We start from the raw sequence: 26,082 nt of genomic DNA on the forward strand, positions 1-26,082 counted from the left end.
GTACATATATCTCCCGCATCCACCGACATTTTGTTGTAGTTTGCTGCGACCCAAGGGTGCGCGGCGAGGAGGTTTTATGATTTTAATTCGTAAAAACGCTGACCGCGGCCATGCCAATCATGGGTGGCTCGACGCAAGGCACACATTTTCTTTTGCGAATTACTACCACCCTGAGCATATGGGTTTCCGGTCATTGCGCGTCATGAACGAAGACCGAATTAATCCGGGTGCGGGTTTTCCGCCCCATCCCCATCAGAATATGGAAATTATCACCTATGTTCTCGAAGGGCAGTTAGCGCATAAGGATTCGACTGGTGGTGGCGGTGTCATTACGCCGGGTATGGTCCAATACATGTCCGCTGGACGCGGAGTGACTCACAGCGAGTTTAATGCGTCACAATCAGCGCCATTGTACCTTTATCAAATTTGGATTGAGCCAAATCAGACAGGCACTGAACCGCGCTATGAGGAACGGGTTCTGGGCGAGGCTAAAAATGGTGAATTGAAGTTGATTGCATCTCCTGACGGGCGTGATGGTTCGTTCAAGATACTGCAAGACGCTGAGCTGTATGCGTCCAATGTAAAGGAGGGCACTTCGCTCAAGTATCAATTCGCAAAGGGTCGCTTTGGTTGGTTGCAAGTCGCAAAAGGCGGCATTGAACTGCGCGAGGGAACGGTAATGCATCCGGGCGATGGCGCGAAAATATCCGATGAAGAAAGCGTCGAATTTACGGCAATGGCAGACAGTAAAATTCTTCTGTTTGATTTGCCGTAAAAAGGCGCCACATATACGGCCATGATAAGCGATCTTTATAGTGGCGGTATTCTTGACGCTGCGGCCGATATTCCTGCGGCCCAGCGTCTCCCTGCGCCGCAAGCAACAGCCACAAAAGTCAGTCGAATTTGCGGGTCTGAGGTGACGGTTGACCTTAGCGTGAAAGATGGCCGCGTTTCCGAATTCGGAATGGAAGCGAAGGCTTGCGCCTTAGGCCAGGCGGCAGCGTCAATTGTGGCGAGAAATATTATCGGTGCGCAGACCGCAGAACTATATGAAATCCGCGACCAAATGCGCGCGATGTTGAAAGAAGGGGGTTCGCCACCTAAATCAGAGCGGTGGACGGACCTCGCGATGCTCGAGCCGATCCGGGACTATCCGCAAAGACATGCCTCTACAATGCTTGTCTTTGAAGCCGTTTGTGACTGCCTTGATCAATTGTCGGAAATATAGTTCCGGACATTGAAAGTCGTGGACGGATTTATTCTTCAAGCGCGCTCTCAGGACACTAACGGCTTTGTCATCTAAGCGTCCCTTGATTATCGCGCCGTGAAGGTCATTTTCACCATGTATTAGGGCGGCCCCACTTTCTCTCCCCCAACCTGGGGTCGCTTGAACGGCGCCTGTGTTGTCCCCCCCCACGATGCAGGCGCCAAATTTTTCTAAGCTGCTGCTTCTTGTGTGTCGCTCGCTTCGACGCTTTCAGCAGCTTCTTTCAATACCCACGCTTTGAATGCTTTAACTGCTGGCGAAGATGATTTCGATGGTGGGTGTACGACGTAATATGAGAATTCAGATGGTGTCGTTAGGTCAAATGGAATGACCAGTCGTGCGGCTTCAAGGTCAGCCAGTGCCAGCGCTGCTTTTGCGAGCGCAACACCCTTGCCCGCAACAGCAGCTTCGATAACGAGACTGGATTGATTGAATTTAAGACCGCGCTCCCCTTCTTTGTGAGAAACCCCTGCCGCTTTCAGCCACATAGGCCAAGTCGGGCAGCCCGGGTCTTTCTCGGTGCTCGAGTCGTGAAGGAGGGTGTGATTGATTAAATCGCTCGGCTTTTTCAGTGGATTGTCTCCGGTCAATAATTGTGGGCTGGCGACCGGTACGATTTTCTCTGCCATCAAATGTTCAGTCACCAGGCCATCATAACTGCCCGGCCCATAGCGAATAGCGACGTCCACATCGTCAACGGCGAAGTCGACGACATTCATGTCAGCGGAAACCCAGACGTCGATGTCGGGATGTTCTTCTTGAAAGCGGTCAAGGCGCGGAACGAGCCATTTCGAAGCAAAAGAAGGCGCGACCGAAACAGTAAGGCGACCCGCATCTGCTTTCTTCGCAAGGATGTCGCCCGCTTCGACCAGCTTATCAAAACCTTCGCGCAGGATCGGCAAACTCGCCTGTGCTTCGTCCGTCAGCAACAACGCTCTTTTATGGCGACGAAAGACCGGGGTTTGTAGAAAGTCTTCTAAAGCCTTGATTTGCTGACTAACCGCGCCTGGTGTGACGTGTAGTTCCTCAGCTGCTTTAGTGAAACTTAAGTGCCGAGCTGCCGCTTCAAACACTCTAAGCGCATTCAATGGCGGTAATTGCTTCATTATACCCGCTCTCCATCCGATTTCGCGCCGGATAATTCAATAGAAAAGCTAATATTTCAAGTTCTATTTTCGCGATCACCGAGACGTGACGTGATTGATAGAGCATCTAATAGGTTAGGGTTTCTGCGGCTTTTACGGACTCCACGCAGAAATCCTAATGTTTAAGCCAGAATAATTCGATTGAGCTCAATCAGCTTGGTGAATAGCTTGCCGTCATCGCGCAGAGCTTATCACGCACAATGATGTCATTGGATTAGAAAAACTAAATGAATAGATTCCCTGCCTATATCTCCTTGGACGACCGGCCGGTGCTGATTATTGGCGGCGGCGCTAGCGCGTTGGCCAAAGCACGGCTGATGGTGACGGCTGGTGCGACACTGACGGTCATCGGAGAAAAACTAAGCCGTGAGACGAAATCGGCATTGAAAGGTAAGGCTCGGCTTATCGAACGGGCACCGGTCGTGGCCGACATTGAAGCATCAGTTTTGGTCTTTATCGCCGAGGGCGCGAATGATCAGGTCGAACGCTGGGTGGAGGCTGCGCGCATTGCGGGGGTTCTCGTCAATGTGGTTGACCGGCCGGAATATTGCGACTTTACCACCCCATCGATTATCGACCGCGGCCGCGTGACCATTTCAATCTCCACTGACGGTGCAGCGCCAGTATTGGGTCGCAAGCTACGCGCCGACATAGAGGCGTTACTGCCATCTAAAGTTGGATCACTCGCCGATTTTGCAGATCAATATCGCGACGCAGTGAAGTCGAAAATAAATGAAAGCGAGCGCCGACAGTTCTGGGAGCGGTTTTTCGAAGGTCCGATTGCGGCGCAGGTTTTGACTGGGGATGAGGCCGGTGCCCATGAAGCAATGTTGGCGCTTATCAACCGTCCGGCGAGTGAGGCTCGCGAAGGCGTTGTTCATATCGTTGGCGCTGGACCAGGTGATCCGGATTTATTGACGATCAAAGCTTTGCGCCTTTTGCAGCGGGCAGACGTGATTCTGTACGACCGATTGGTCAGCGACGACATTCTTGCGCTGGCCAGACGTGATGCAGAACGCTTTTACGTCGGTAAGGCAAAAGCAAATCATGCCGTTCCCCAAGATGAAATCGAAGCGAGACTCGTTGCGTTCGCGCGAGAAGGAAAAATGGTCGTCCGCTTGAAGGGCGGTGATCCATTCATTTTCGGTCGTGGCGGTGAGGAATTAGAAACGGTACGTGCGGCAGGTATTCCCGTTTTCACAACGCCGGGCATTACTGCGGCCGCTGGCTGTGCGGCGGCGGCGAATATGGCCCTGACGCATCGTGACCATTCCCAAGCGGTGACATTTGTTACCGGGCACGCCAAAGGCGAGGGAGAACCTGATCTTGATTGGTCTGCGCTTGCAGCTCTCAAAAATACGCTCGTTGTTTATATGGGTGTGTCCAAAGCCGATTCTATCGGCGCGAAATTGATCGCGCATGGGCGCGAGGCTTCAACGCCCGTCGCCGTGATCGAAAAAGGGACGCGTGCGGATCAAAAAATCATTAAAGGAACGCTCGGTCAGCTTGGTCAATTGATTGACGCGGGCTCAGTTATCGGGCCGGCGCTTTTGGTGATCGGAGAAGTGGCCGCGCTTGCCGATGGCGAAACACTTTTAGCGATCGCACAGAAAGAAAGGCTTGTGGCGTGAAGGTCATAACAGGAAATCGTTTATCTGATGGTGCGGTTGTTTTCTTTAATAGCGCCGGGCAGTGGGTGCCGGCGTTGGAAGATGCCGTGCGATATGCGGATGCTGAAGCCGGTAGCGCGCTCGAGCGTGCGCAGGCGCAGGTCCATGAAATTGCGGATGTTTATCTAATTGATGTCGATGATGAGGGCCAATTGGTTGGCCGTGAAACATTGCGGGAATCGATCCGCCGGGCGGGTCCGACTGTCCGTCGCGACCTCGGTTATCAGGCAGGTGTCTAATGTATCGTTATGATGAATTTGATGCGACTCTCGTCGCTGAGCGCGTTTCGCAGTTTCGGGGTCAGGTCAATCGCCGATTATCCGGTGAGCTGACCGAGGAGCAATTTAAGCCATTGCGGCTCATGAACGGCGTTTATCTGCAGTTACACGCTTACATGCTGCGCGTGGCGATCCCTTATGGAACGCTAAACGGAAAGCAACTACGTAAACTCGCACATATCGCCCGCACCTATGATAAAGGGTACGGTCACCTGACGACGCGCCAGAATATACAGTTTAACTGGCCCGCGCTCGTTGATGTGCCTGACATTCTTGATGAGCTTGCCGAAGTTGAAATGCACGCAATTCAAACGTCAGGGAATTGCATTCGTAATACGACGTCGGATCAATATGCTGGCGCATCGGCAGAAGAGGTCGAGGACCCGCGCCCTTATGCGGAAATGATTCGTCAGTGGTCGACCTTTCATCCTGAATTTTCGTATTTGCCACGTAAGTTCAAGATTGCAGTGACTGCTGCTGATCGCGACCGTGCAGCCGTCAAATTCCACGATATTGGGCTTCGTCTATATAAAAACGACGCCGGCGAAACGGGTTTCGAAGTATTTGTTGGCGGTGGTCTTGGGCGCACCCCTTATGTGGGGCAAACGGTAAGAGCGTTTTTGCCGAAGAGGCATCTGCTATCCTACCTCGAGGCAATCTTGCGCGTTTATAATCAGCAAGGCCGACGCGACAATAAATATAAGGCGCGTATCAAGATCCTTGTGAACGCAGAAGGCATTAACGACTTTACCAACGCTGTCGAGGCGGAATGGAACGCGATCAAAGATTCAGGCATTGACCTGCCGCGCGAGGAAGTTGAGCGGATTCACGCTTACTTTGCAGCGCCGGATTTCGAACCGCTCCCAGCGACAAGCACAGCCTTTGAGACTCGCGCATCTGAAGAGCCAGAATTTGCGCGTTGGGCCAAAACAAATCTCGCGGCACACAAGGCATCCGGATATTCAATCGTCAATATTTCGGTCAAGCCAATCGGCGGCATACCGGGAGACATTACCGATTCGCAAATGGAAGCGGTTGCAGAAATCGCTGAGCAATACTCGCTTGACGAAGTTTGCGTTACGCATGAACAAAATCTCGTTCTGCCACATGTCAAAAAAGATGACCTCTATGCGGTCTGGCGTGCCCTCAAGGCGGCGGATCTTGCGACGGCGAATATTGGTCTTGTCAGCGATATTATTGCTTGCCCTGGCCTTGATTATTGTTCGCTAGCCAATACGCGGTCTATTCCGGTCGCGCAGCGAATTTCCGAGCGCTTTGCCGATCTTGAGCAGCAAGAAGAGTTGGGTGAGCTGAAGATCAAGATTTCGGGCTGTATTAATGCCTGTGGTCATCACCATGCAGGCCATATCGGTATTCTCGGCGTCGATAAAAAAGGCGAAGAGTTTTATCAGGTCACGCTTGGCGGCTCCGGTGCGGAAGACGCATCAATTGGCGAGATTGCCGGACGTGGATTGTCATCCGAACAAGTTGTCGATGCGGTAGAAAATCTTGTGAATTTTTATCGCAAGAACCGTCAGGACAATGAACGATTTTTAGACACATATCGGCGCCTTGGTGCCGATCCCTTCAAGGAGGCGCTTTATGACGCTGCTTAAATTTTCAAAAGACCGTCTCTTGCCGACATTGGCGGAACCGCTTGAAGAAGTGACTTTGGCGGAGTGGCGGGAAAATCCGACCGGATTTACCGGGGCGACGGCATTAGTATTGGATAATGACGTGGCGCTTTCTGATGTTGCGCAAGACCTCAGTGGTTTTAGCGTGATTATTCTGTCATTTCCTTCATTCGCCGATGGCCGCGCATTTTCGCAGGCGCGCGTCCTGCGTGAGCGTTATGGCTATACTGGCGAAATCCGCGCGCGTGGTGACGTACAGCGTGATCAGATTGCGTTCATGGTTCGGTGCGGTTTCGACGCTTTCGAATTTGCCGGCGAGGATGTTGCCGGTGCAAATGATGCGTTGTCCGAATTCTCTTTAGCCTATCAAGGTGCAGCCGATGATACTGCGCCAGTTTGGCGTCGTCGGTTGTCTCGCGCCGCTGCAGCATAGGAATTTATCATGAGCGCATCTGCTACGAATGCCCGGCTTACGGCCGTCGCTGATATTGCAAACGATACGGCGCTAACCGTGCGTGCGCGCCGGTTGGCGATGCAATATTCAAGTGCGGAGGCGCTCGAAATTCTGCGTGTTGCGATCACCGATGAGTTCAAGGGGCGTATCGCGCTTGTATCGTCTTTTGGAGCCGAATCGGCAGTGCTTTTGTACCTCGCGGCCCAGATCGACAAGGATCTTCCCGTTGTCTTTCTCGATACTGAAAAGCATTTTGCGCAGACGTTAAGCTATCGCAAAAAGCTGGCGGCGCAGCTTGGGCTGACAAACGTGATTGATATTCATCCGGGTAAGGAAGAAGTCGCTGCGCGTGATCCAAAGGGCGATCTCTGGAAGCGTGACGCAGATGCATGCTGCACATTGCGCAAGGTTGAGCCGCTTGGCGACGCTTTGAATGAATATGATGCCTGGATTACCGGGCGCAAACAGTTTCATGGCGGCGGCAGGATTAATCTTCCGGCGTTTGAGGCGACCGCAACCCATATCAAGGTCAATCCGCTTATCCGGTGGGATAAGGAGGCAATAGACGGCTATTTCGCTGCGAACGAATTGCCTGCGCACCCGTTAACCGCTCAGGGCTACCCGTCTATTGGATGCTGGCCGTGCACACATCCAGCAGGTGCGGATGACGATATTCGTGCGGGACGCTGGCGCGGTGCCGCAAAAACTGAATGCGGCATCCACGGCTTGCGTTAGTCGATCGCATCTAGAAAAGCGCTAATAGCTTCGCGCGCTTCTGGCTCGGAGAGTAGGGGCGCGTGGCCGACGCGTGGAACCTCGACATATTCAAATGCCGGATGGACTTTTCGCATTTTCTCGATGATCTCCATTGAGAGTAGGTCGCTTATGCCGCCGCGAATAATGAGCGTTGGGGTGTTGCGCAGGCTTTCAAATGGCCCCCAGAGATCAGGTGCGGGACCGCTTTCTGCAAGCGCTTTCGCTATATTCGGGTCATAATCGAGAATCCATTCCCCATTATCCAGTTGACGAAATGTGCGGCGTGCAAACGCGCGCCATTCTTCGTCGCTTGCGTCAGGGAAAGCCACCTCATTAATTGCTTTTATCCGCGCTGCAGCCTCATCAAGGTCTTTTGCGGGTTCGGCGGTTCCGCCCACGTAACCTTCAATTCGTTTAATACCTTCTTGCGCTAGTTCTGGGCCGACATCATTGATGATTGCTGCGCGAACGCGGTCAGGGGCGTTGTCATTCACCAGCATGGTGGTGATCCCGCCAAGCGAGGTCCCTATAAAAATTGCCTGCGCAAGGTTTAATTGCTCCATCGCAGTCAAAACATCGTCGCGATAAGTCGTGGGAAAGTAATTGTGGTAATTCGGATCATAGTCCGAAGCTGCGCGGCCGCGTAGGGAGAACACATATACATCCCGGCCGGCATTCGCGATCTTCGGCGCAATTTCTTCAAAATCGCGCGCGTTCCGCGTTAGGCCTGGAATGCAAATAACAGGGGTTTTTGAACCGCCACTATACTTATGCACCTTCAGTGAAATGTTCGGCGTTACTTTTACCGATATGATATTGTTAGCGTTTTCTTCCATTTGCTTCATCGAAATAAGCCTTTTCGTGTGCGGGCGCATCGTTGAAAATTTTATAGGCGAACGGCGCAGCAACGTGAAGCTGTTTATGCGTTTGAATTACATATGAAAAATCGAAATCAATATTTCTGTGCGGCGCGAAATTCGGCGCATTCATCATTTGTGGCAAACTTGCCACAAAATCTTTATTTGCAGACATCAAGTAAAGAAAAAGCATTGATTAAATAAACAATAAAGAAATAGCTTGCACTTAATGTCCTGGCAAATGGACATGGGATGCGACCGCTTATGGCGGGACGCAACTCTTAGCTGTGCTGCCAGTGGTTCTCTGCTGGTCAACAACCTGAACGTTGGAGGGATAAGTAAAATGGTAAGTAAAAACCGCGCAGGGCGTTTGCTCTGCACAACTATTCTTGCGAGTACATTATTCGCAACGACCGCGCCAGTTATGGCGCAAAGCGATGAGGCGTCAGACGACACAATCATCGTAACGGGTTCACGTATTGCTCGCTCCGACCTAGAAGCGCCAACGGCAACGACGATCGTTGATGCAGCGCTTATTGATTTGTCGGGTGCGGTGAATACCGCTGACCTGCTTCGCTCTTTGCCGGTCTTCGGTATTTCTGGTTTGTCATCGACAAACTCGAACTTCCTCGTGGCAAATGGTGGTATCAACACGCTTGAGCTTCGTAACCTCGGTGAAGACCGTACACTGGTTCTGGTCAACGGTCGCCGTGTCGTCGGTGGCGTGCCTGGTTCGGCGAATGTCGACTTCAACCAGATTCCAACCGAGATGATTGAGCGTATCGACGTTGTGACCGGTGGTGCATCGGCGATTTACGGTTCTGATGCGCTCGCGGGTGTCGTCAACGTTATTCTTAAAGATGACTTTGAAGGCGTTTCCGCGAGCTTCCAAGGAGGCACGACTTGGCTTGGCGGCGGTGAAAACTACCGCGCGAACCTGCTCGTTGGTGGTAACTTTGCTGACGGTCGCGGTAACGCGACGATCAACTTTACCTATAGTGACAACAAAGGCCTAAGAGCTAATCAGCGTGACAACCTTTTGCTTGACGATCTAGCGCTCTGCTATTTCGAAGGCGGATTGGATGAGTGTGCGGAAGTACAAGAGCCTGTTTTCTCATCATTCAGTGAGCAGGGTCGTTTCAACCTCTCAGATGGTAGTATTACTGTTCGTCCGGACGGATCGGTTGTTGATTTCGATGGCGTGATTGATGGTTTCAACCGTCAGGCATTCCGTCGCGTATCGGTTCCGGTCGAGCGTTTCCTTTTGAGCACGAATACGCATTATGAGATCACTGATAATGTTCGGGTGTTCTTTGAGGGAACTTATGCTAATTCTCGGACGGCAACGGCGATTGAGCCATTCCCGTTTGATGTAGCGGACGCATTCGGTGGCGATCCAAATCGCGGTATTCCATTCTCGAACCCATTTGTTCAGAACACACCTGGCTTTGCTGCCGCAGTGATTGCCGCAAATGGCGGCGTTGCTCCTGCGGAAATCCCATTCGTTCGTCGTCTGACTGAGATCGACGCGCGTGGTGCTTCTGCGGACCGTGACACTCTGCGCTTTGTCGTTGGTTTGGACGGAACAATCTTCGACGATTATAGCTGGGAAGTAAGCTATAACCGCGGTGTATCAACATCGACGCAGATCTCTACTGGTCAAATCAATGTTGCAAACTTGCGCGAAGCGCTAAACGCAACTGAAGTCGGTGGGGAAATTGTCTGTGCAAATCCAATAGCTGTTGCTGAAGGATGTGTGCCGTTTAACCCAATCGGTGCAGGTTCGATCTCACCTGAAGCCGCGGCTTATGTCCGGGCAGATGGTGTGCGTGTTGCAGAAAACCTTCAGCAGGTTATCTCTGGTTCAATCACCGGGCCTTTGTTTGAGTTGCCTGCAGGTAGCGCGAACTTCGCTCTTGGTGGTGAATATCGTGAAGAGTCCAGCTTTGATGTTCCTGATGCGCTTTCGCAATCAGGTCAAAATGGCGGTAACGTTTCTCCAATCACCGAAGGTGAATTCAACGTTTATGAATTCTTCGGCGAATTGAACATTCCGCTCATCAAAGATGCAGCCTTTGCTAAAGACGTATCAATTGGCGGTGCGTACCGCTTCTCTGATTATAGTCTTTCCGGAATCACTCATGCCTATTCCGCAGACGCGCGTTGGGCTGTGAATGATCTGGTCGCTCTTCGCTTCCAGTATGCGAAAGCGGTTCGTGCACCAAATATCGGTGAGCTGTTCCAGCCAAACAGTGAAACCTTTGCAACGGTTACGGACGTTTGTAACGGTGTAACGGCAACCACGCCTGGTATTGTCGCTGAAAACTGCCGTCTGGAGCCAACAGTTGCTGCTCGTATTGCTGCGACCGGTTCCTTTACCCTGACCCAGCCTGAAATTCAGGGTACGGGTGGCTTCATTGGTGGTAATCCAAACCTCGCGCCAGAAACGGCGAAAACATACCAAGCCGGTATGATTTTCACGCCTGACTTTGGCGAGTGGGGTAATCTGGTTCTGACTGCGGACTACTTCAACATCTCTATCGATGGTGTTGTTGCTGCGCCGGGACGTCAGTTCACGATTGACCAGTGCTACAATAGTGTGAACCTAAGTAGCCCGTTCTGTGATAGCCTGGTTCGTCAGGATCAGGGCACTGCTGCACAGAATGGTGCTTTGCTAGAGGTTAACACGCTGTTGGCGAATGCGGGTACGCGGAAGACTTCAGGTCTTGATTTCTTCGTGACCTATAATCTTGACCTCGCCGACCATATCAGCGCGCCAGATGTCTGGTTTGGTGGCGATGCTGGTTCACTTGCTTTGCGTGCGAACTACACACGTTTGTTCAAGTATGAATCAGTGATCCTCGAAGCATTCACTGACGGCAAAGGTACATTGGGCATCCCGGTCAACGAAGCGCAAGCGTCCTTGCTTTATAGCGTTGGACCAATGAGCTTCATGTGGGAATCAACAATGTTCTCAAGCACAGTGAACGATAATGACGAAGGATCTTTCTTCTTCGGTTTCCCACATGACGGTGCGGTCTATCACGACCTTCAGCTCCGTTATGAAATCGTCGCGGAAACATTGGAGATGACCTTCGGTATCGACAATGTGTTCGGCAAAGAACCAGCCAATGTGTTTACGGGTGTCCCTGGAAACACAACAGGCACAGATACTGCAGCAGATGTTTATGATCCATTCGGTCGCCGCGTGTATGCGGGTGTCCGTCTAACATTCTAATGCAGAAAGCGATTGGCTTAACGTCGATCTGAGAGTCTCCACCTCAGGTTAAGCCGATCACCTCCTCTTGGTGTCACAGCTAAGGGAACGGCCGCCACCCTCTCGGGTGGCGGCTTTTTTGTGCGTGTGCGAAGGGTTTTATTGGTATTTTTTCGACGTCAAAAGAAGTTTTGCGCAATATATGGCTAAAAACTGTCCTCCCATTCGTTTAATTTGACGATCAAAAACCAAACGGAGTGAACATTTTAGCACGATATAGTGCTGTTAAGTAATGGTTAACTCCTGATGTGACGATTTTATCACGCCTCTCTCAATACGGTTTAGCGCGGAGTGTTTGTCGGTTGACCAAAACATTGGCGCGGACTTAGCTTGCAGCCAATGTCCAGAATCTGGACATGACGCGCGTGCGGAGTGGAGACCAACCGCGTGTCTTCTTTAGCTGTGACGCCCATGCGCCCAAAAAAATGGGCGCATGTTGAAAGTTGGAGGGATACCATAATGCTAAACAGACGTTTGGCAGAGCGTTTGCTCTGTACAACCGTGCTTGCTGGGGCCTTTGCGGCAACGGCAACCGGTGCATTCGCACAGGACGCTGACGGCGATGATGTCGTTATCGTTACTGGTACGCGAATTCAGGACCCGAATGTCGTGGCTGCAAGCCCGGTCAATTCAGTTGGCCAGGAAGAGCTTTCACGTAAATTCGAGCCAAATATCGAACGCGTTTTCCGCGATCTTCCTGTCACTATTCCAGGTGACGGTCAGAACGTGAATAACGGTACGGGCGGTGCTGCGACTATCGACCTTCGCGGCCTTGGCCCAGAGCGTTCACTTGTAATGATCGACGGCAAGCGCCTCGTTCCATACAACCAGAACGGTATCGTTGACGTAAATACCATTCCGCTTAACCTGATCGAGCGCGTTGACATCATCACTGGTGGTGCTTCTGCGGTTTACGGTTCTGACGCTATGTCAGGTGCGATTAACTTCGTAACCCGTAAAAACTTCGAAGGTGTTGAGCTTGGTGCAAACTACACACTTTCAGAAGAAGGTGACGGCGATACATACGACATCAGCGCACTTCTCGGTGCGAACTTTGCTGATGGCCGTGGTAACGTAACCATGAGCCTTAACTACACCGACCGTTCAGGCGTACTCCTCGGTGCACGTCCTTACGGCCTAGTTGGTGTAGACTCTGCTTCTGGTGCTGGTGCTGACGGTAACGTTGTTCCTGCTCCTGCTGAGTGTGATTCTCCTGGTTCAGTTGCTGTTGGTGGTTCAACGACTGCAATGCCGGGTGCTCTCGACCTTCCAGGTGGAACGCTTCAGTTCCGTGCGGACGGTACTTTGGGCCCACGTTGTTCGGTCTTTAACTTCAACCCGTTCAACTATTACCAGACACCTCAAGAGCGCTTTGGTATTACTGCAATCGGTAACTACCAGATCAACGATTCAGTTGAGTTCTATGCTCGTGGTACTTTTGCCGGCGTCAATGTTCGCCAGCAGGTTGCGCCATCAGGTGTGTTTGGGAACGAGTTTGAAATCCCGCTCATGAACCCATTCCTTTCTGCTCAGGCTCAGCAAGCGATCCTGGACAATGTGAATGGCAAGCTTGATCCAGGCATCGCAGGAAGTACCTGTGTTGTGACTGCGACGGAGCCATGTACCGGTACGTTCACCACGACTGGTGTTCAAGACCTGAACATGAACAGCATGTTTGATCTTGGCGACTCGATCATCGTTCCTGTTCGTCGTCGTACGCTTGAGCTTGGTACGCGGTCGGAAGATTTCAACAACAATCTCTTCCAGATCGTTACTGGTTTCCGCGGTACGTTGGATTGGGTTTCACCTGACTGGAACTACGACCTGTCATTCCAGTATGCTGAAACAGACCGTACGACTGTTCGCGGCGGTTACACCAACGTCGCCAATATCGCTCTTGCGCTGAACACTGTAAGCGAAACACAGTGCGAAACGCCTGACGGTACGGTTACTGCTGGTTGTGTGCCGATCAACCTGTTTGGTCCATTCGGCTCAATCTCCGATGCAGCTGCTCAGTACAACCAAGCGATTGCGTTCCAGACACAGTCAGCGACGCAAATGGTTGTTCACGGTTCGATTTCTGGTCCAGTTCAGGGCTTCAAATCACCATGGGCAGAAAACCCACTTAACCTCGCTCTTGGTTTTGAGCACCGTGAAGAAACTGGTTCGCTCGAGCCTGATGAGTGCTTGAAGTTGCCACCAGTTAGCTGTCAGGGTGGTGCAGGTGGTAACCTCCTGCCGATCTCAGCAAGCTACGGCACTTGGGAAGGCTTCGTTGAAGGCATTATCCCAGTTGTTGAAGGTCAGCCATACTTCGAAAACCTCAGCATTGAAGCTGGTTATCGTTACTCAGACTTCTCTCCAACCGAAGACACAAGCGCATGGAAAGCCGGTATCAGCTGGCAGGTCACTCCTTCGCTCCGTCTTCGTTATATGGAGCAGAAAGCTGTTCGTGCGCCAAACATTGCTGAGATTGGCTCGCCAATCACAACTGGCCTCGACAACGCTGACTTCGACCCTTGCTCAAGCGGTAACCCAAATCCAATTACACCGGATCTGGTTGCGCTTTGCGAATCAACTGGGGTTCCAGTCGGTCAAACTGGTTTGATCAATGATATCGTTTCTGGTCAGGTTAACGTCTTCACGGGTACAAACCCTGATGCGCTGCCTGGTGCTGAAACCGCCCGTACACGGACGGCTGGTATCGTTCTTACGCCAGACATGAGCAGCGTTGGCTCAGCATTCGGTGCAACAACGTTCTCTGTTGACTACTACAACATCAACATCACAGATTACATCGACACACTCGCTGGCGATGAAATTTTTGATCTCTGCTACACGCTAGGTGATGCAGCAACTTGTGCGGGCATTGTCCGCTCTGCAAGTGGTCTAATCACTACAGCTGGTACAGGTCTTCCGGCCTTCATCCAGAACCTTGAATACTTCAAAGCTTCTGGTTTGGAATTCGGCCTGAACACTGGATATGACATTGGCGACATGGGTTACCTGTCATTCTCGTTCAACGGTAACTACTACCTGAAGAACGAATTCCAGTCAGCGCCGACTTCACCGGTTGTTGATTGTAACGGTGGTTACTCGAACGTTTGTGACCCAGTTCCAACATGGCGTTCAGTAGCACGCGGTACATGGGAAAATGGTCCGTTTGAGGCTTCAATCCTATGGCGTCGTATTGGTGCTATGGACTTTGTTGGTGACCCTGCTGACTTGTTCGATGATTTTGAGCGCATCTCTGCTCATAATTACTTCGACCTTTCAGTCGGCTATCAGGTTACTGAGAGCGTCCGTATCGGTGGTCTTGTGAAAAACCTCGCAGACAAAAACCCACCAATCATCGGTAACGACACCGGTACAACAAGCTTTAACTCAGGTAACACATTCCCAAGCCTCTATGACGTGCTTGGCCGTGTTTACTCTGTAAGCATCAAGGCAACATTCTAATTTTCAAATTAGATAGTTAGAGAAACGGCGGCCCTAGGGCCGCCGTTTTTTTGTCTCGTTTTCGTTTTTCTGTTTGGGTGCAAATGAATTATTTAATTCGTTCGACCAAAAGCGAGCGGCGTAAGGCTTCGATTTCTAGCCGATAGCCGCTAAGCGTTCCCTTTGATACTTTCACTGTGTAATCACGCTTTTTCGATAATCGAATGCGGTTTGAATCCGCCGGTTTCTGTCTCCAGATTTGCCCGTTATCCAAGAAGAATACATAGGTGCCGGACCGCGTGATTGCGAAATCGGAAAGTGTTGCCACAACATCGCTTTCGCGGTGTTTCTCTTCAACTTCGGCGATGGTCTTGTTTCTTGCAATAACTTGCTCCGCACCAAGACCGGTCGGTTCATCGGGCGCTTCGGCCAATTGTTCGGCTGGTTGTTCTGATGGTTCTTGGGTCGGTGTCGCCGCAACGCTCTCGGTTTCGCCTAAAAAACCGCGAAGAGCATCTTCCAGGCAGGCAATGCGTTCTTTTTTACCGTCCGAATTCTCGCGGCAGTAATCGATCGGATTCATGTCTTGCGCAAAGGCAATTTCAGGTAGTGACAGCGAGATTAGCGCCGCGCTTGCGCAAAGAAGACGGTGTTTCATGAAAAGCCTCCAGCCCATATGAACAGTTCAATGGACAGCTTAACGCTGCCCATTGAATGGCGCTAGGGGGAGGGCGTTATGCCAGCGCTTCTTCGCCAGTGAGGACTGCAGCCGCCGCATGAACTGTCGATGCGATTCTCAGCGCAGTCTGAACTTGTTCTGTAGATAGGCCGCCGTCACGAACGACTTTTTCGTGAGAGTCGAGGCACATGCCGCAACCATTGACCGCAGACACTGCAAGCGACCAAAGTTCGAAGTCTACTTTTTCGACCCCGGGCTTGCCGATAATATTCATGCGTAGTTTAGCAGGCAACGTGCCATAATCTTTTGCGGACATGAGGTGAATCGAACGGTAATAGACATTGTTCATGCCCATGATCGCAGCCGCCGCTTTTGCCGCGTTCAGTGCTTCTGGGGATAGCTTGTCTGCGACTTCGGCGTTGACTGCTTTGATTACCGTCGCATTGCCGGACGCGAGCGCAGCCGCAAGAAATGAACCCCATTTTTGTTGATCCGTTAACGTCGTTTCCGACGAAAGCGTGCCAAGATTCAAACGGATATCTTTTGCGTAATCCGGGATCTGGTCCCGTAAGGTGTCGATGCTCATGATATATTTCCTCGAATGTTGATACAAAAAGGGCGCGGCGGCGCTTTTATTGACCGCGCGCGCCCAAATTTTACGTCACTAAAGTGTGTCGCCACCGATCGGACGGTTGCATGGGCAAAGTTCGTCCGTTTGCAACGCGTCAAGAACGCGGAGCGTGTCTTGTGGGTTACGGCCAACGTTCAGACCGTTCACATAGACGTGCTGGATGACATTGTGTGGATCGACCACGAATGTCGCACGGAGCGCAACACCTTCAGGTGCACGGATGCCAAGACCATCGATCAATGAACCCGTTGTATCAGCGAACTGATATGCCGGGTGCTTGTCTAGATCCGGGTGATCGCGGCGCCATGCAAGTTTACAGAACTCGTTGTCAGAGCTGCCGCCCATGACGACCGCATCGCGATCTTCGAATTCTTTTGCGAGACGACCGAACTCTGCGATCTCTGTTGGGCATACGAAGGTGAAGTCTTTCGGGTAGAAGTAGATGACTTTCCACTTCCCTGAAAAGCTGTCCTGCGTGATGTCTTCAAACGCAGACTCACCGTTTTCTTCGTGTGCATTGAAGCCTGGTTTTACGCCTACAACTTTAAAGTCTGGAAGTTTATCGCCGACGCCTAACATGCATGTCTCCTTTTAATCTCATTTAAGTGAACTCTCTCGCCCCAAAGGAACGATGAGACACACATAGGCCCATTGGATAATTAATCAAATAGATTATATTGCTCTATATAATCGAATTTACCGATAATGAGCGAGAGCCAGCGATGACGCCACTTCCGACCCTTAGACAGCTTCAATTTTTCATGGCGCTTGTTCGTCGCGCTTCGTTTTCGAAAGCCGCAGAAGACTGTTTGGTTTCACAATCGACTTTGTCTTCCGCGATTAAAGAGATGGAAGCGTTGATGGATCAGCAGCTCGTTGACCGCTCGACCCGGGCTTTCGCTTTGACTCCTGCGGGCGAGGAGGTCGCATCGCGCGCGCCGGCGCTGCTGGCAGGTGCCGAGGACCTTGTTCGGGCAGCAAGTGGGCGCAGGCCATTGGAGGGACCATTCACTTTGGGGGTCATTCCGACCATAGCGCCATTCATTTTACCCAGAGCGGCCAAGCTTTTAAAAAAGGCCTATCCCGAACTCGATCTCTATCTACGTGAAGATCTGACGGCGACCTTAGCCGAGCGCCTCTCGGCAGGTTTGATTGATGCTGCCGTTTTGGCATTTCCCTATGAAATTCATGGTGTCGATATCATTGAAATTGGCGATGATCCATTCTGGTTTGCTTGTGCGGAAAATCATCCGTTTGCGAACAAGAAATCTGTTTCGCGAACAGATGTGAACGGGTGCGAATTACTGCTTCTCGAAGATGGCCATTGTTTGCGCGATCATGCGATAGACGCGTGCGAGTTACGGGACCGCGACGCCGCCGCTGCGTTTGGCGGGACGAGCTTATTTACGCTTGCTCAAATGGCGCGGTCAGGATTGGGCGCAACGTTATTGCCGGAAATGGCGGTGCGCGAAGGATTGGCAAAAGGTGCAGATCTCGTCACGATTCCATTTTCAGACCCAGCGCCAGCGCGGCGTATCGGCGTAGCGTGGCGTCATGGTTCCGGCCGGAAGGAAGAAGCGATGGCGTTGGCAGCAACCTTGAAAGAGGCCCTCGCCAATTAAGCTGTTTTCGGTTCAAGTTCGCCATGTTTTATATCCGCGATCTTCCCATTGTCAGACATCATGATCGCGATACCGCGTGTGGAATGGAACTGGGAAAGAACAATCATCACGGTTACCGTTATCGGTACGCTCAACAGTAATCCGGCGAACCCCCAAAGCGAACCCCACACGCCTAATGAAAAAAGAATAACGAGAGGGCTGAGGTTGAGTGATCGGCCGACAAGGCGTGGCTCTATCCCGTTACTCATGATTTGCTCCGCCCCAATCAGGCTTATAGCGGCAATTGTTGCCATGCGAATCCCGCCGCCATCAGGCTGAACAAGCGAGAGAAGGACTGGCAATGTAATCGCTGATGCAGCTCCGAAAATTGGAATATAATTCAGCACAAAAATCAATAATGCCCAGAACCCAGCAAATTGGACACCAATAATCAACATTATGACATAGCTGATAGACGCGGTGATCAGGTTCGACATCGTTTTTACGGTTATGTATTGGCGTACCATAATGCCAATGTCAGAAATGGTTTCATTGATGACGCGCCGTTGCCGATCATCTGCGCCCAAAAGGCCGATCTTTTTAAGAAGACGGCCCCGTTCAATTAGCATGAAAACCAAATACAAAAATACCGTGATAAATGTGAGGAAGTTAGAACTTAACGAGCGCAAACTCCCCGCAGCTTGCGAGAGAACGGGTTTGATCAGGTCGAGAGCGGACTGCTGAATTTGCTCAACACCGCCTAGTAAATCCTGAGGCAGGAAGTCAATTCCGCGGAAATAATCGATTGCGTTGCTCGCCAATCCCCGCAAGCGTTGTTCATAGCTTGGCCAAGTTTCCAGCAAGGTTTCGACATTTGATCTTATGATCTCCACAAACAGAACCATTCCGCCCCCGATAAGCAAGAACGCGATCATGTAGCCAACCCAATCGGGCATGAAGCGGCCAATAACCGGCGCGCGGCGAATGTTCTCTTTGAGGGTAAAAATCAGAAAACAAAGGAATCCCGCAACGACCAAAGGAATGATTACGCCGCGTCCGACATAGGCGATAAAACCGATAAGAACCCCGATCGCTAGCCCGTAAAATGTCTTGGCCACGCTTTGTCCATCGGAATGAGGCATCAAAGATCTCCTGTTTTCTTGATGAGTAGGGTAATTTACGTGGTGTCCCAAGTCATCAAAGAACTGCTTTCGCTCAGGGAGCGTTTTGGCTAGATGTCATACATGATCTCGATCGAAATAGACTGGCAAAACCCAGAGGAGGCCTTCGCTCCTTTTGTTGGCAAACCGCATGCGCATTTGCTCCATTCCGGGCAGTCGGCGGGAGATGATGGCTGGTCGGTGATTGTGGCAAATCCGGTTGAGATCATTGATACCGCCTCCTCAGAATCCTTTGATCGGCTAGACAATATTATTCGCCAGCGGCGGATCGATAGAGATTTTGGCTCAAACAATTTCCCGTTCTGCGGCGGCGTTCTAGGGTATATAGGCTATGAAACTGCGGGTTATTTCGAGCCAAGTTTGAAACTGCCATCGCATGGTTATCCGTTCCCGGATATCAGTTTGGGCGTCTATGATGCCGCACTCGCGTTTTCGCAACGGCTCGGCAAAGGGTTTGTCATTGGGCGCACACGGTCAGCATGTGAACAATTGCATGACCTGCTGCAGCGCCAAACAATCTCATCGACAGAATCCCAGGCATCGTTTGCGCTTGAATCGAATTTCTCAGAAGACGAATATCTGCAAGCGGTCGAAGCAGTGCGCGAAAACATTCTAGATGGCGACTATTACCAAATGAATTTATCGCAGCGCATTGTTGGGCAATCGCAAATGGTGGTTGATGCGTATTCAATCGCAAAAACCGCATTAAACACCGCAAATGCGCGATTTGGTGCGTTCATGCAGTTCAACGATGCGGCAATAGTTTCGACATCGCCGGAACGGTTTTTTAAAATCGATCCGCAGAGCAACAGAATTACCTGCGAGCCCATAAAAGGCACCCGTCCTCGTGGTGAAACGCATGAGGAAGATCGGGGGCTCGCTTCATCGCTCCAGAGCGACCCGAAAGATCGTGCTGAAAATATTATGATCGCGGATCTTATGCGTAATGATCTATCGCGCATATGCGATGATTATTCGATCAACGAGGATAAGATTTGCGAGCTGATGACGCTGCCCAACGTGTTTCATCTTGTTTCGAAAATTAGCGGGAAATTGCGTACAGAAATCAATTTTTCAGATATTCTCAGAGCGTTATTCCCGTGTGGCTCCATTACGGGTGCGCCAAAAGTAGAGGCCATGGCCGCGATAGCGAGAATGGAGAAAGTTGGACGGGGTCCGTATTGCGGGGCAATCGGATATTATTCCGATTGCGGGAAAGCAGACTTCTCCGTGGCGATACGTACCATGATGATATACGGCGAATCTGTATCAATTCCTGTGGGTGGCGGGGTTACGTTGCGATCCGAACCGCGGTCTGAGTATCAAGAAACACTTGATAAAGCGCGCAATATGTTAGCCAGTTTGGGGCAGACGGCGAAAGGCTTGAGATGATACTCGTCGTCGATAATTATGATTCATTCGTTCATAATCTTGCGCGGTACATCCGCGAGACTGGGCAAGAAACAATTACTGTGCGAAATGATTCGGTAAACGTCGCTGAATGTATTGCCATGGCCCCGACCGGTATTGTTCTATCCCCTGGGCCAAAGCGTCCATCGGACGCAAAATTATGTCTGGCTTTGCTCAGCGCGATTGCCCCGACCACGCCTTTGCTGGGGGTTTGTTTAGGTCAACAATGTTTAGTCGAGTATTTTGGCGGTAGAACCGAGCGGGCGCTTCGACCGCTGCATGGTGAGGCCAGTGAAATTCATCATAACGGAACGGGGTTATTTAACGAAATCCCTTCTCCGATGATGGCGGGCCGCTACCATTCACTGGTGTCGGTCCTGCCTGCACAAGAAATCGGACTGGAAGTGACCGCCAAGAGTAGCGAAGGGGAAATCATGGCGGTAGAGCATAAAGAGCGGCCTTGGGTTGGGGTGCAGTTTCACCCCGAGTCATTGCTCAGCCCGCATGGGCGAAAAATAATAGAGAACTTTGTTCATGGATATGTGGGGAAATAATGACAATTTATTTTAACGGTCAATATCTTGATGATCCGACATCGATCAATGTCGCAGATCGTGGGTTTTTATTGGGCGACGGAATTTTTGAAACGATTCTGTTGCGTGATGGTCAGCCTGCATTTTTTAGTGCGCATATTGCGCGGCTAACCGCTGGGGCTGCGGCGCTTGGAATTGACGTCAAGTTCACCGAGACGGAGATCGCAAAAGCGATCACCGATCTCGCTGAACGCAACGGGGCAAAAAAGGGAGCGGCCTCGTGCAGAATTACGCTAACGCGTGGTGTGGGTGCGCGGGGGCTCTCCGCAGAAGACGCGAATGAGCCGACGTTGTTGGTGACGGTAAGCCCCTATAAAGGGGCAGGAGGCGAGATTCAAAGGCTGATGGTCGCTCGTGCAAGCCGCGCAGAGCGCAGCATCTCCGCGCGTTACAAGACGTTAAATTACCTTGATAATGTTTTGGCCCGAGAAGAGGCGCGCGCCGCAAAAATGGATGATGCGATCATGCTCAATCATGCAGGGCGCGTGGCCTGTGCATCTGCGGCAAATGTTTTCGTCATTCGCGAAGACGGAGAGGTGGTTACGCCGCCGGTGCGCGAGGGCGCGCTTTCCGGCATCGTACGGAATGTCTTGTTGCAGACAGCCAATAATGCGGGATTGGCCGTCGTCGAGGCAGAAATAGACAGACACGAACTGAAAAAATCAGTCATCATTTTGACCAATAGCCTGATCGGCCTTCAGCTAGCGACAATAAAATCTGGCGAAGTGACGGCGTCAGCGCAAAAAATATTCGATAAGCTCAAATCATGCTACGAAAACGCATTACGTGACGATTTAAAGATGCGAGCGGGCCATTGAAGTCATTTGTATTACAGGAAGATCAAATTTCACGTGTCATCGGTGCAGCAGCAGCAGATGAGCTCGCGCGCCGATTTAATCGACATATTGATTTTTTGACGATTGCGTCCTGGACCCAAGACACCAAGCTTGAGAATGGCGGCATGGCATTAACGGCTGCCGAAAAAACCGCATGCGCAGAACGCGCATCAACCTTGTTTGGGTTTGCGCCGGATTTTTTAACCAGCCAATCGGCTGAGCGAATTTCTGACTGGGCACGGATGCTGTCAGATGCGCTGAGAATGAAATTAAATACATTCTCGTTTAAGCCGGCGGCTCGTGGTAATCAGGATACGGCATATCAACACCGCGCAGATGCGATATTTCAAGAGGCGGCTGCTGCGGCGAATATCCTTTATGGTCGTCGGCGCTTGTTGTCTTTTGTTGCCCCGCACAGTTTGATAGGAATTGAATTGTCGATATTGACGCCAAACCTTTTGGGCGTTGAAACCGTCGACGCGCGCGGCATGACACCGGATGCATTGTCGAAGAGCCTATTGTTTGGGGACGTCCTTGTGGCGACACCCACATTGTGGCGCTACATGATGCAAGAAAAGTTGAAAGCGCCGGACAACACGATGGCCGTCAGTTTTGGCGAACCGATGACGCCCGAACTCGCTGCTGAAATGCGGAAAAGTGGCTTTGGTGTTTTGCGCGAACTTTATGGTTCAACCGAAACAGGATTGATTGGGTGGCGCGATACGCCCGGCGAGCCATTTATCCTGTTCGATCATTGGCGTCGATGTGATGACGACCTGTTGCGGATAATGCCCGATTCCTCGGAGGAGCGGGTTGAGCCAATGGATATGCTGGAATGGGATGGTGAGCGTAGCTTTTCGCTTTCCGGTCGCCGTGACGGTGCCGTTCAGATCGGTGCGGTCAATGTTTTTCCGGATGTCGTTTCTAGCACTATGTGTGCCCACCCGCATATCAAATCATGCGAAATCGTTGTGGGAAGGCGGAGTGATGGCGCAAGTCGATTGGTCGCGCATATTGTCTTGGCAGATAAAGTTCAACCCAATGAGAAAACAGCGCGTGAAATTGATGCATGGTGCAGGGCGAACTTACGTCAGCAAGAACGCCCGCAGATTTATAATTTTGAAGCCCCGTGAGTGCCGACTGAGAAATTCATCGGCACTTTTTGCGCGGGATTAGTTTTCTTCACCGCCCTTGGAAAGGCTAGTGGCTTGTCCAAACTTGCTTTGGACCTGTGCGGCGACATTATTGAAGACCGCATCTGAATCGCCAACGGTAACCGTCGCTTCGCAATTCGTCGTACAATTATAAGTCGTGCGCGCGACGCCGCGGTGTACTGTCATCATATCCGCACTTGGGGTGCGTACACGAATGATCAGATTTTTCGCGGCCTCACCATTTTCATCAAAGATGTAAATGTTTGTGAGCCCCGGCGCTTTACCGAATAGAAGTACGTTTGAGTTGTCCTGAACGGTGACGTCCGCAATCGCTGGATTGCCGACAACAATACTTTGAGCGGGATTTTCAAGCTTGTATGGGCGAACCTGATCCATGGTCAGCCATAATTGCTCGGCTGCAGCGACCTGTGTCGATGCTGTAAGTAGAACAAGTGCGGTGACAAAAGTGCGCATTTGATAATCCTCTATAAACCTGAACTGACATTAGGCCATATGAGTCAAAGAATGCTTAAAGGCCTGGAGAGGATTCGTTTCAATAATCACATTGCCTGCAATGATTTCGTAAGACAAATTTTACTCGAGCTTAAATTTCCGTTGATACGGAAGAGCGTCCGGTGGAGAGAATTATGAGCGCGATTTTGGCTGAACCCGTTGCCGCGGAATTTGACGTTGTCGAGAAACTATCTCGAATTCCTCCTTTCCATGACCTTCCTACAGCCGTTTTGGAATTGCTCCGTGATCAAAGTGAGCGTCGCCATTACGATGCGGGGCAAACGGTTTTTTCTTTGGGGCAGTATGATGGCGGCGAATTCGTCGTCGTCTTGAATGGTGGCTTACGTGTCTCTGTTGCGGACCCAATTGGCGGCGGCATGATGATTGAAGACGTGTTACCACAAGGGGTTTTTGGTCTAGAAATCGCCATCGCAGAGCCGGATCAGGCATTATTCCAAACAATCTCGGTGACGGCTGAGGAGCAAACCGATCTTATTGTAATCGATGCGGCCGAATTTTCGTCACTTGCTGCGGGACGTCCGTCTCTGATGCGGAATATCGCTTCCTATCTAGCAGAGAACCTTGTGGCGAAGCGGTTTGGTGCCATGGCTACACAAATCGCAGATGAGCAACGCATTTATGCGACCTTATTAGAATGCGTCGAGCGAGATGTTCTGACCGGTATCTGGCGGATCGAAAAAATGCCAAAACACCGGGAAATTGCCGATATAGCGAAGGTCGATGAAACTGTTGCGGCGGGCGCGGTAGCATCATTGATACAAGATGGCGTAGCGGAACGGGATTATCCAGGGCTAATAATTAAGGATATTTCTCGGCTAAATACACTCGCGCGCTAGGAAAAACGCCGTTTTTGAAACGGTAAATAATTATTAACTATAATTAGTACACAGATAAAAAATTCTGTTCATGAATTTTTTACCGATGCCGATCAATATGGCGATGTCTGAAGGGGAGACCTTCTTCAGCGGTGCAAGTAAAGAGTAAGCAGGAGTCGACAAATGAAAACTCTTATTAATCGTTTTAAGAATGACGAATCTGGTGCAACGGCTATCGAGTATGGCCTGATTGCTGCCCTTATCGCTGTTGCTATCATCGGCGCAGTGAAAGCTGTTGGTACTTCACTTAGCGGTACATTCGGCGACGTTCAAACTGAACTGGACGCTTCTTAAGAATACGCGCTACTCGGCGTAATCTTGCCGCTGAAGCGTTATGAGATGAAAAAGGAGATCCGATGGATCTCCTTTTTTCTTTATGTCTAACGGAACATTAAGATCGCGGGCCCTATAGATAATGTTTGATTTATCTGGAGACGGACAGTGGTCGCCTATCTACTTCTATCAGTATTCCCCGCGGCTTTATTAATTGCCGCCGCGAATGATATTTATGAATTCAAAATTCCAAATTGGATATCGATCATTCTGATCTGTACCTATCCCGCAGCTGGTCTCGCTGTTGGTGCTCACCCGCAAATTATTCTTGAAGGCCTGTTGATCGGAGCGGGTTCATTGGTGGTGAGTTTTGGCCTTTTTGCTTTCAAAATTGTCGGCGGTGGTGATGCGAAGCTCTTTGCCGCAACGGCTCCCTGGGTTGGGTTGAGCGGATTTGGCATGTTTTTATTCTATACAGGGCTTTCTGGGCTCGCTCTGGCAATCGCAATGGTCATGTTTCGGAAATTGCCGATTTTGCCCGTTTATGCCCATGCGCCTTGGTTAATACGCCTCCACGAACGCAAGAAAGATTTGCCCTATGCGGTCGCGATTGGCGGCGGTGCACTTCTTAGTTTTTCACAAACACCATACTTCCAATTGGTCATTGGCGGTTAACAAGGTCAGTTAACAGAGTTTTGAGGAGTTTGTCGCAACATACATAAACGGCGATCTGTATGGAAAGCGCAAAAGGTCAGGCAGGGTCGAAATGAACGTAAGTCGAATAGCTATTTTAGGGGTCGCTCTCGTTGCGGGGGCAGGGGCATTTGTCCTGATGTTGGGTCAGAACAAAACCGTGGCACCGATACAAATTGTTGAGCCTGTCAAAGAAGAAACTGTTCGCGTTCTCGTGGCCAACAAAAACATTCAGCGTGGAGAACGGCTGTTGCTTGATAGTACGTCATGGGTTTCATGGCCGAAAAAAGCGGTGCGCCCGACATTTATCACTGATGAAAACCCAGAGGCACGCGATGACTTAGCCAACGCGGTTGCCCGTTCGATAATTGTCGATGGCGAACCGATCGTGAATCAAAAACTTGCGCGCGCAGAATCGTCTGGATTGATGGCGGCGATTATTTCACCGGGAATGCGCGCAGTCACTTTGCGTGTTTCACCAGAAACCGCATCCGGAGGCTTTATCCTGCCAGGTGACCGGGTCGATATTCTTTTTACCGGTGGCGGTCGCGATAGCCGTGATGGCGGGCTGGCACGCACCATGTTTGAGGACGTCCGCGTTCTCGCGGTAAATACGATTTACGCTGAGAATACAGAAACAGCGCATATCGATAGCGTGAACGTCACGCTTGAGCTCGCGCCGCTCGACGCTGAAACATTCGTTTCCGCGCGTTCGTCAGGTTCGTTAAGCCTGGTTCTGCGCAGTATTTTTAAACCTGAAGGTGATCTCGTCGCAAGTGAACGCCGGTCATCCAATGTGAGTGTGATTCGTTATGGGCGCTCTTAAGAATAAAAAATCCCAGGGGG

Annotated in this window: 25 protein-coding genes; 18 read left to right on the plus strand and 7 right to left on the minus strand. The window is 51.0% G+C overall.

Annotated features, from left to right (window positions below):
- Positions 1–76: 76 nt before the first annotated feature.
- Positions 77–775: a pirin family protein gene (locus ABFZ83_RS13815; RefSeq protein ID WP_411817133.1), complete on the plus strand. Its 699-nt coding sequence runs from the start codon at positions 77–79 to the stop codon at positions 773–775.
- A 21-nt stretch (positions 776–796) separates the two neighbouring features.
- Positions 797–1,228 carry an iron-sulfur cluster assembly scaffold protein gene (locus ABFZ83_RS13820; protein WP_411817134.1) on the plus strand — a complete coding sequence of 144 codons (432 nt, stop codon included), beginning with the start codon at positions 797–799 and terminating at the stop codon, positions 1,226–1,228.
- A gap of 209 nt (positions 1,229–1,437) precedes the next feature.
- Here the strand turns inward: ABFZ83_RS13820 and gcvA are convergent, their stop codons facing one another.
- A complete protein-coding gene (gene gcvA / locus ABFZ83_RS13825) occupies positions 1,438–2,373 on the minus strand; it encodes a transcriptional regulator GcvA (protein ID WP_411817135.1) in 936 nt (311 codons plus the stop codon).
- Positions 2,374–2,639: 266 nt separating this feature from the next.
- Between gcvA and cysG the strand changes: the two genes are divergently transcribed.
- Genes cysG through ABFZ83_RS13850 form a run of 5 tightly spaced genes read left to right on the plus strand, consistent with a single transcriptional unit; the run spans position 2,640 to position 7,183 of the window.
- Positions 2,640–4,043, plus strand: coding sequence for a siroheme synthase CysG (gene cysG / locus ABFZ83_RS13830; RefSeq protein WP_411817136.1), 1,404 nt, complete (start codon positions 2,640–2,642; stop codon positions 4,041–4,043).
- Positions 4,040–4,321 carry a DUF2849 domain-containing protein gene (locus ABFZ83_RS13835; protein WP_411817137.1) on the plus strand — a complete coding sequence of 94 codons (282 nt, stop codon included), beginning with the start codon at positions 4,040–4,042 and terminating at the stop codon, positions 4,319–4,321. The genes cysG and ABFZ83_RS13835 overlap by 4 nt, the downstream gene beginning before the upstream one ends.
- Positions 4,321–5,976: a nitrite/sulfite reductase gene (locus ABFZ83_RS13840; RefSeq protein WP_411817138.1), complete on the plus strand. Its 1,656-nt coding sequence runs from the start codon at positions 4,321–4,323 to the stop codon at positions 5,974–5,976. The genes ABFZ83_RS13835 and ABFZ83_RS13840 overlap by 1 nt, the downstream gene beginning before the upstream one ends.
- Positions 5,963–6,427, plus strand: coding sequence for a DUF934 domain-containing protein (locus ABFZ83_RS13845; protein ID WP_411817139.1), 465 nt, complete (start codon positions 5,963–5,965; stop codon positions 6,425–6,427). Before ABFZ83_RS13840 ends, ABFZ83_RS13845 begins: the two co-directional genes overlap by 14 nt.
- Positions 6,428–6,436: 9 nt before the next feature.
- Positions 6,437–7,183 carry a phosphoadenylyl-sulfate reductase gene (locus tag ABFZ83_RS13850; RefSeq protein ID WP_411817140.1) on the plus strand — a complete coding sequence of 249 codons (747 nt, stop codon included), beginning with the start codon at positions 6,437–6,439 and terminating at the stop codon, positions 7,181–7,183.
- On the opposite strand, the gene ABFZ83_RS13855 is transcribed toward ABFZ83_RS13850, so the two are convergent.
- Positions 7,180–8,040: an alpha/beta fold hydrolase gene (locus ABFZ83_RS13855; protein WP_411817141.1), complete on the minus strand. Its 861-nt coding sequence runs from the start codon at positions 8,038–8,040 to the stop codon at positions 7,180–7,182. The two genes, ABFZ83_RS13850 and ABFZ83_RS13855, sit on opposite strands and share 4 nt — an antisense overlap.
- Positions 8,041–8,404: 364 nt before the next feature.
- On the opposite strand from ABFZ83_RS13855, the gene ABFZ83_RS13860 reads away from it, so the two are divergent.
- Together ABFZ83_RS13860 and ABFZ83_RS13865 are read left to right on the plus strand one after the other, a co-directional pair.
- A complete protein-coding gene (locus ABFZ83_RS13860; protein ID WP_411817142.1) occupies positions 8,405–11,299 on the plus strand; it encodes a TonB-dependent receptor plug domain-containing protein in 2,895 nt (964 codons plus the stop codon).
- 498 nt (positions 11,300–11,797) lie between these two features.
- Positions 11,798–14,797 (plus strand): TonB-dependent receptor plug domain-containing protein, encoded by a 3,000-nt coding sequence (locus ABFZ83_RS13865; protein ID WP_411817143.1) that lies wholly within the window; start codon positions 11,798–11,800, stop codon positions 14,795–14,797.
- An 88-nt stretch (positions 14,798–14,885) separates the two neighbouring features.
- Here the strand turns inward: ABFZ83_RS13865 and ABFZ83_RS13870 are convergent, their stop codons facing one another.
- The 3 genes from ABFZ83_RS13870 to ABFZ83_RS13880 form a co-directional block, all read right to left on the minus strand.
- Positions 14,886–15,434 (minus strand): hypothetical protein, encoded by a 549-nt coding sequence (locus tag ABFZ83_RS13870; RefSeq protein ID WP_411817144.1) that lies wholly within the window; start codon positions 15,432–15,434, stop codon positions 14,886–14,888.
- Positions 15,435–15,510: 76 nt separating this feature from the next.
- Complete coding sequence (locus ABFZ83_RS13875) at positions 15,511–16,041, minus strand: carboxymuconolactone decarboxylase family protein (protein ID WP_411817145.1); 531 nt, start codon at positions 16,039–16,041, stop codon at positions 15,511–15,513.
- A gap of 78 nt (positions 16,042–16,119) precedes the next feature.
- Positions 16,120–16,665, minus strand: a complete 546-nt coding sequence (locus tag ABFZ83_RS13880; RefSeq protein ID WP_411817146.1) for a peroxiredoxin — start codon at positions 16,663–16,665, stop codon at positions 16,120–16,122.
- Between the two features lie 98 nt (positions 16,666–16,763).
- Here ABFZ83_RS13880 and ABFZ83_RS13885 point away from each other — a divergent pair, with 98 nt between their 5' ends.
- Positions 16,764–17,708, plus strand: coding sequence for a hydrogen peroxide-inducible genes activator (locus tag ABFZ83_RS13885; protein ID WP_411817147.1), 945 nt, complete (start codon positions 16,764–16,766; stop codon positions 17,706–17,708).
- On the opposite strand, the gene ABFZ83_RS13890 is transcribed toward ABFZ83_RS13885, so the two are convergent.
- Positions 17,705–18,829 (minus strand): AI-2E family transporter, encoded by a 1,125-nt coding sequence (locus ABFZ83_RS13890; RefSeq protein ID WP_411817148.1) that lies wholly within the window; start codon positions 18,827–18,829, stop codon positions 17,705–17,707. The two genes, ABFZ83_RS13885 and ABFZ83_RS13890, sit on opposite strands and share 4 nt — an antisense overlap.
- Before the next feature lie 93 nt (positions 18,830–18,922).
- On the opposite strand from ABFZ83_RS13890, the gene pabB reads away from it, so the two are divergent.
- Genes pabB through ABFZ83_RS13910 form a run of 4 tightly spaced genes read left to right on the plus strand, consistent with a single transcriptional unit; the run spans position 18,923 to position 22,840 of the window.
- A complete protein-coding gene (gene pabB / locus ABFZ83_RS13895; RefSeq protein WP_411817149.1) occupies positions 18,923–20,260 on the plus strand; it encodes an aminodeoxychorismate synthase component I in 1,338 nt (445 codons plus the stop codon).
- Positions 20,257–20,832: an anthranilate synthase component II gene (locus ABFZ83_RS13900; RefSeq protein ID WP_411817150.1), complete on the plus strand. Its 576-nt coding sequence runs from the start codon at positions 20,257–20,259 to the stop codon at positions 20,830–20,832. Before pabB ends, ABFZ83_RS13900 begins: the two co-directional genes overlap by 4 nt.
- A complete protein-coding gene (locus ABFZ83_RS13905; RefSeq protein ID WP_411817151.1) occupies positions 20,832–21,689 on the plus strand; it encodes an aminotransferase class IV in 858 nt (285 codons plus the stop codon). The genes ABFZ83_RS13900 and ABFZ83_RS13905 overlap by 1 nt, the downstream gene beginning before the upstream one ends.
- Entirely contained in the window at positions 21,686–22,840 is a 1,155-nt protein-coding gene (locus ABFZ83_RS13910; RefSeq protein ID WP_411817152.1) for a hypothetical protein, read from the plus strand. The genes ABFZ83_RS13905 and ABFZ83_RS13910 overlap by 4 nt, the downstream gene beginning before the upstream one ends.
- Positions 22,841–22,879: 39 nt before the next feature.
- Here the strand turns inward: ABFZ83_RS13910 and ABFZ83_RS13915 are convergent, their stop codons facing one another.
- Entirely contained in the window at positions 22,880–23,335 is a 456-nt protein-coding gene (locus tag ABFZ83_RS13915; protein ID WP_411817153.1) for a pilus assembly protein N-terminal domain-containing protein, read from the minus strand.
- A gap of 173 nt (positions 23,336–23,508) precedes the next feature.
- Between ABFZ83_RS13915 and ABFZ83_RS13920 the strand changes: the two genes are divergently transcribed.
- The 4 genes from ABFZ83_RS13920 to cpaB all read left to right on the plus strand — a co-directional run bounded on the left by ABFZ83_RS13920 (position 23,509) and on the right by cpaB (position 26,062).
- Positions 23,509–24,231 (plus strand): Crp/Fnr family transcriptional regulator, encoded by a 723-nt coding sequence (locus ABFZ83_RS13920; RefSeq protein WP_411817154.1) that lies wholly within the window; start codon positions 23,509–23,511, stop codon positions 24,229–24,231.
- Between the two features lie 162 nt (positions 24,232–24,393).
- Positions 24,394–24,564 (plus strand): Flp family type IVb pilin, encoded by a 171-nt coding sequence (locus ABFZ83_RS13925; RefSeq protein WP_369313053.1) that lies wholly within the window; start codon positions 24,394–24,396, stop codon positions 24,562–24,564.
- Between the two features lie 147 nt (positions 24,565–24,711).
- Positions 24,712–25,218: a prepilin peptidase gene (locus ABFZ83_RS13930; RefSeq protein WP_411817155.1), complete on the plus strand. Its 507-nt coding sequence runs from the start codon at positions 24,712–24,714 to the stop codon at positions 25,216–25,218.
- A gap of 91 nt (positions 25,219–25,309) precedes the next feature.
- A complete protein-coding gene (gene cpaB, locus ABFZ83_RS13935) occupies positions 25,310–26,062 on the plus strand; it encodes a Flp pilus assembly protein CpaB (protein WP_411817156.1) in 753 nt (250 codons plus the stop codon).
- The last annotated feature ends 20 nt before the right edge of the window (positions 26,063–26,082 follow it).

It is taken from the genome of Hyphococcus formosus (assembly GCF_046736345.1).
Lineage (GTDB): Bacteria > Pseudomonadota > Alphaproteobacteria > Caulobacterales > Parvularculaceae > Hyphococcus > Hyphococcus formosus.

What these genes read in the sequence shown, in the direction of transcription:
- ABFZ83_RS13815 (WP_411817133.1), top strand. Translation starts at nt 77, where the DNA reads ATGATTTTAATTCGTAAAAACGCTGACCGCGGCCATGCCAATCATGGG.
- ABFZ83_RS13820 (WP_411817134.1), top strand. Translation starts at nt 797, where the DNA reads ATGATAAGCGATCTTTATAGTGGCGGTATTCTTGACGCTGCGGCCGAT.
- gcvA (WP_411817135.1), bottom strand. Translation starts at nt 2,373, where the DNA reads ATGAAGCAATTACCGCCATTGAATGCGCTTAGAGTGTTTGAAGCGGCA.
- cysG (WP_411817136.1), top strand. Translation starts at nt 2,640, where the DNA reads ATGAATAGATTCCCTGCCTATATCTCCTTGGACGACCGGCCGGTGCTG.
- ABFZ83_RS13840 (WP_411817138.1), top strand. Translation starts at nt 4,321, where the DNA reads ATGTATCGTTATGATGAATTTGATGCGACTCTCGTCGCTGAGCGCGTT.
- ABFZ83_RS13845 (WP_411817139.1), top strand. Translation starts at nt 5,963, where the DNA reads ATGACGCTGCTTAAATTTTCAAAAGACCGTCTCTTGCCGACATTGGCG.
- ABFZ83_RS13850 (WP_411817140.1), top strand. Translation starts at nt 6,437, where the DNA reads ATGAGCGCATCTGCTACGAATGCCCGGCTTACGGCCGTCGCTGATATT.
- ABFZ83_RS13855 (WP_411817141.1), bottom strand. Translation starts at nt 8,040, where the DNA reads ATGGAAGAAAACGCTAACAATATCATATCGGTAAAAGTAACGCCGAAC.
- ABFZ83_RS13860 (WP_411817142.1), top strand. Translation starts at nt 8,405, where the DNA reads ATGGTAAGTAAAAACCGCGCAGGGCGTTTGCTCTGCACAACTATTCTT.
- ABFZ83_RS13865 (WP_411817143.1), top strand. Translation starts at nt 11,798, where the DNA reads ATGCTAAACAGACGTTTGGCAGAGCGTTTGCTCTGTACAACCGTGCTT.
- ABFZ83_RS13870 (WP_411817144.1), bottom strand. Translation starts at nt 15,434, where the DNA reads ATGAAACACCGTCTTCTTTGCGCAAGCGCGGCGCTAATCTCGCTGTCA.
- ABFZ83_RS13875 (WP_411817145.1), bottom strand. Translation starts at nt 16,041, where the DNA reads ATGAGCATCGACACCTTACGGGACCAGATCCCGGATTACGCAAAAGAT.
- ABFZ83_RS13880 (WP_411817146.1), bottom strand. Translation starts at nt 16,665, where the DNA reads ATGTTAGGCGTCGGCGATAAACTTCCAGACTTTAAAGTTGTAGGCGTA.
- ABFZ83_RS13890 (WP_411817148.1), bottom strand. Translation starts at nt 18,829, where the DNA reads ATGCCTCATTCCGATGGACAAAGCGTGGCCAAGACATTTTACGGGCTA.
- pabB (WP_411817149.1), top strand. Translation starts at nt 18,923, where the DNA reads ATGTCATACATGATCTCGATCGAAATAGACTGGCAAAACCCAGAGGAG.
- ABFZ83_RS13900 (WP_411817150.1), top strand. Translation starts at nt 20,257, where the DNA reads ATGATACTCGTCGTCGATAATTATGATTCATTCGTTCATAATCTTGCG.
- ABFZ83_RS13905 (WP_411817151.1), top strand. Translation starts at nt 20,832, where the DNA reads ATGACAATTTATTTTAACGGTCAATATCTTGATGATCCGACATCGATC.
- ABFZ83_RS13915 (WP_411817153.1), bottom strand. Translation starts at nt 23,335, where the DNA reads ATGCGCACTTTTGTCACCGCACTTGTTCTACTTACAGCATCGACACAG.
- ABFZ83_RS13920 (WP_411817154.1), top strand. Translation starts at nt 23,509, where the DNA reads ATGAGCGCGATTTTGGCTGAACCCGTTGCCGCGGAATTTGACGTTGTC.
- ABFZ83_RS13925 (WP_369313053.1), top strand. Translation starts at nt 24,394, where the DNA reads ATGAAAACTCTTATTAATCGTTTTAAGAATGACGAATCTGGTGCAACG.
- cpaB (WP_411817156.1), top strand. Translation starts at nt 25,310, where the DNA reads ATGAACGTAAGTCGAATAGCTATTTTAGGGGTCGCTCTCGTTGCGGGG.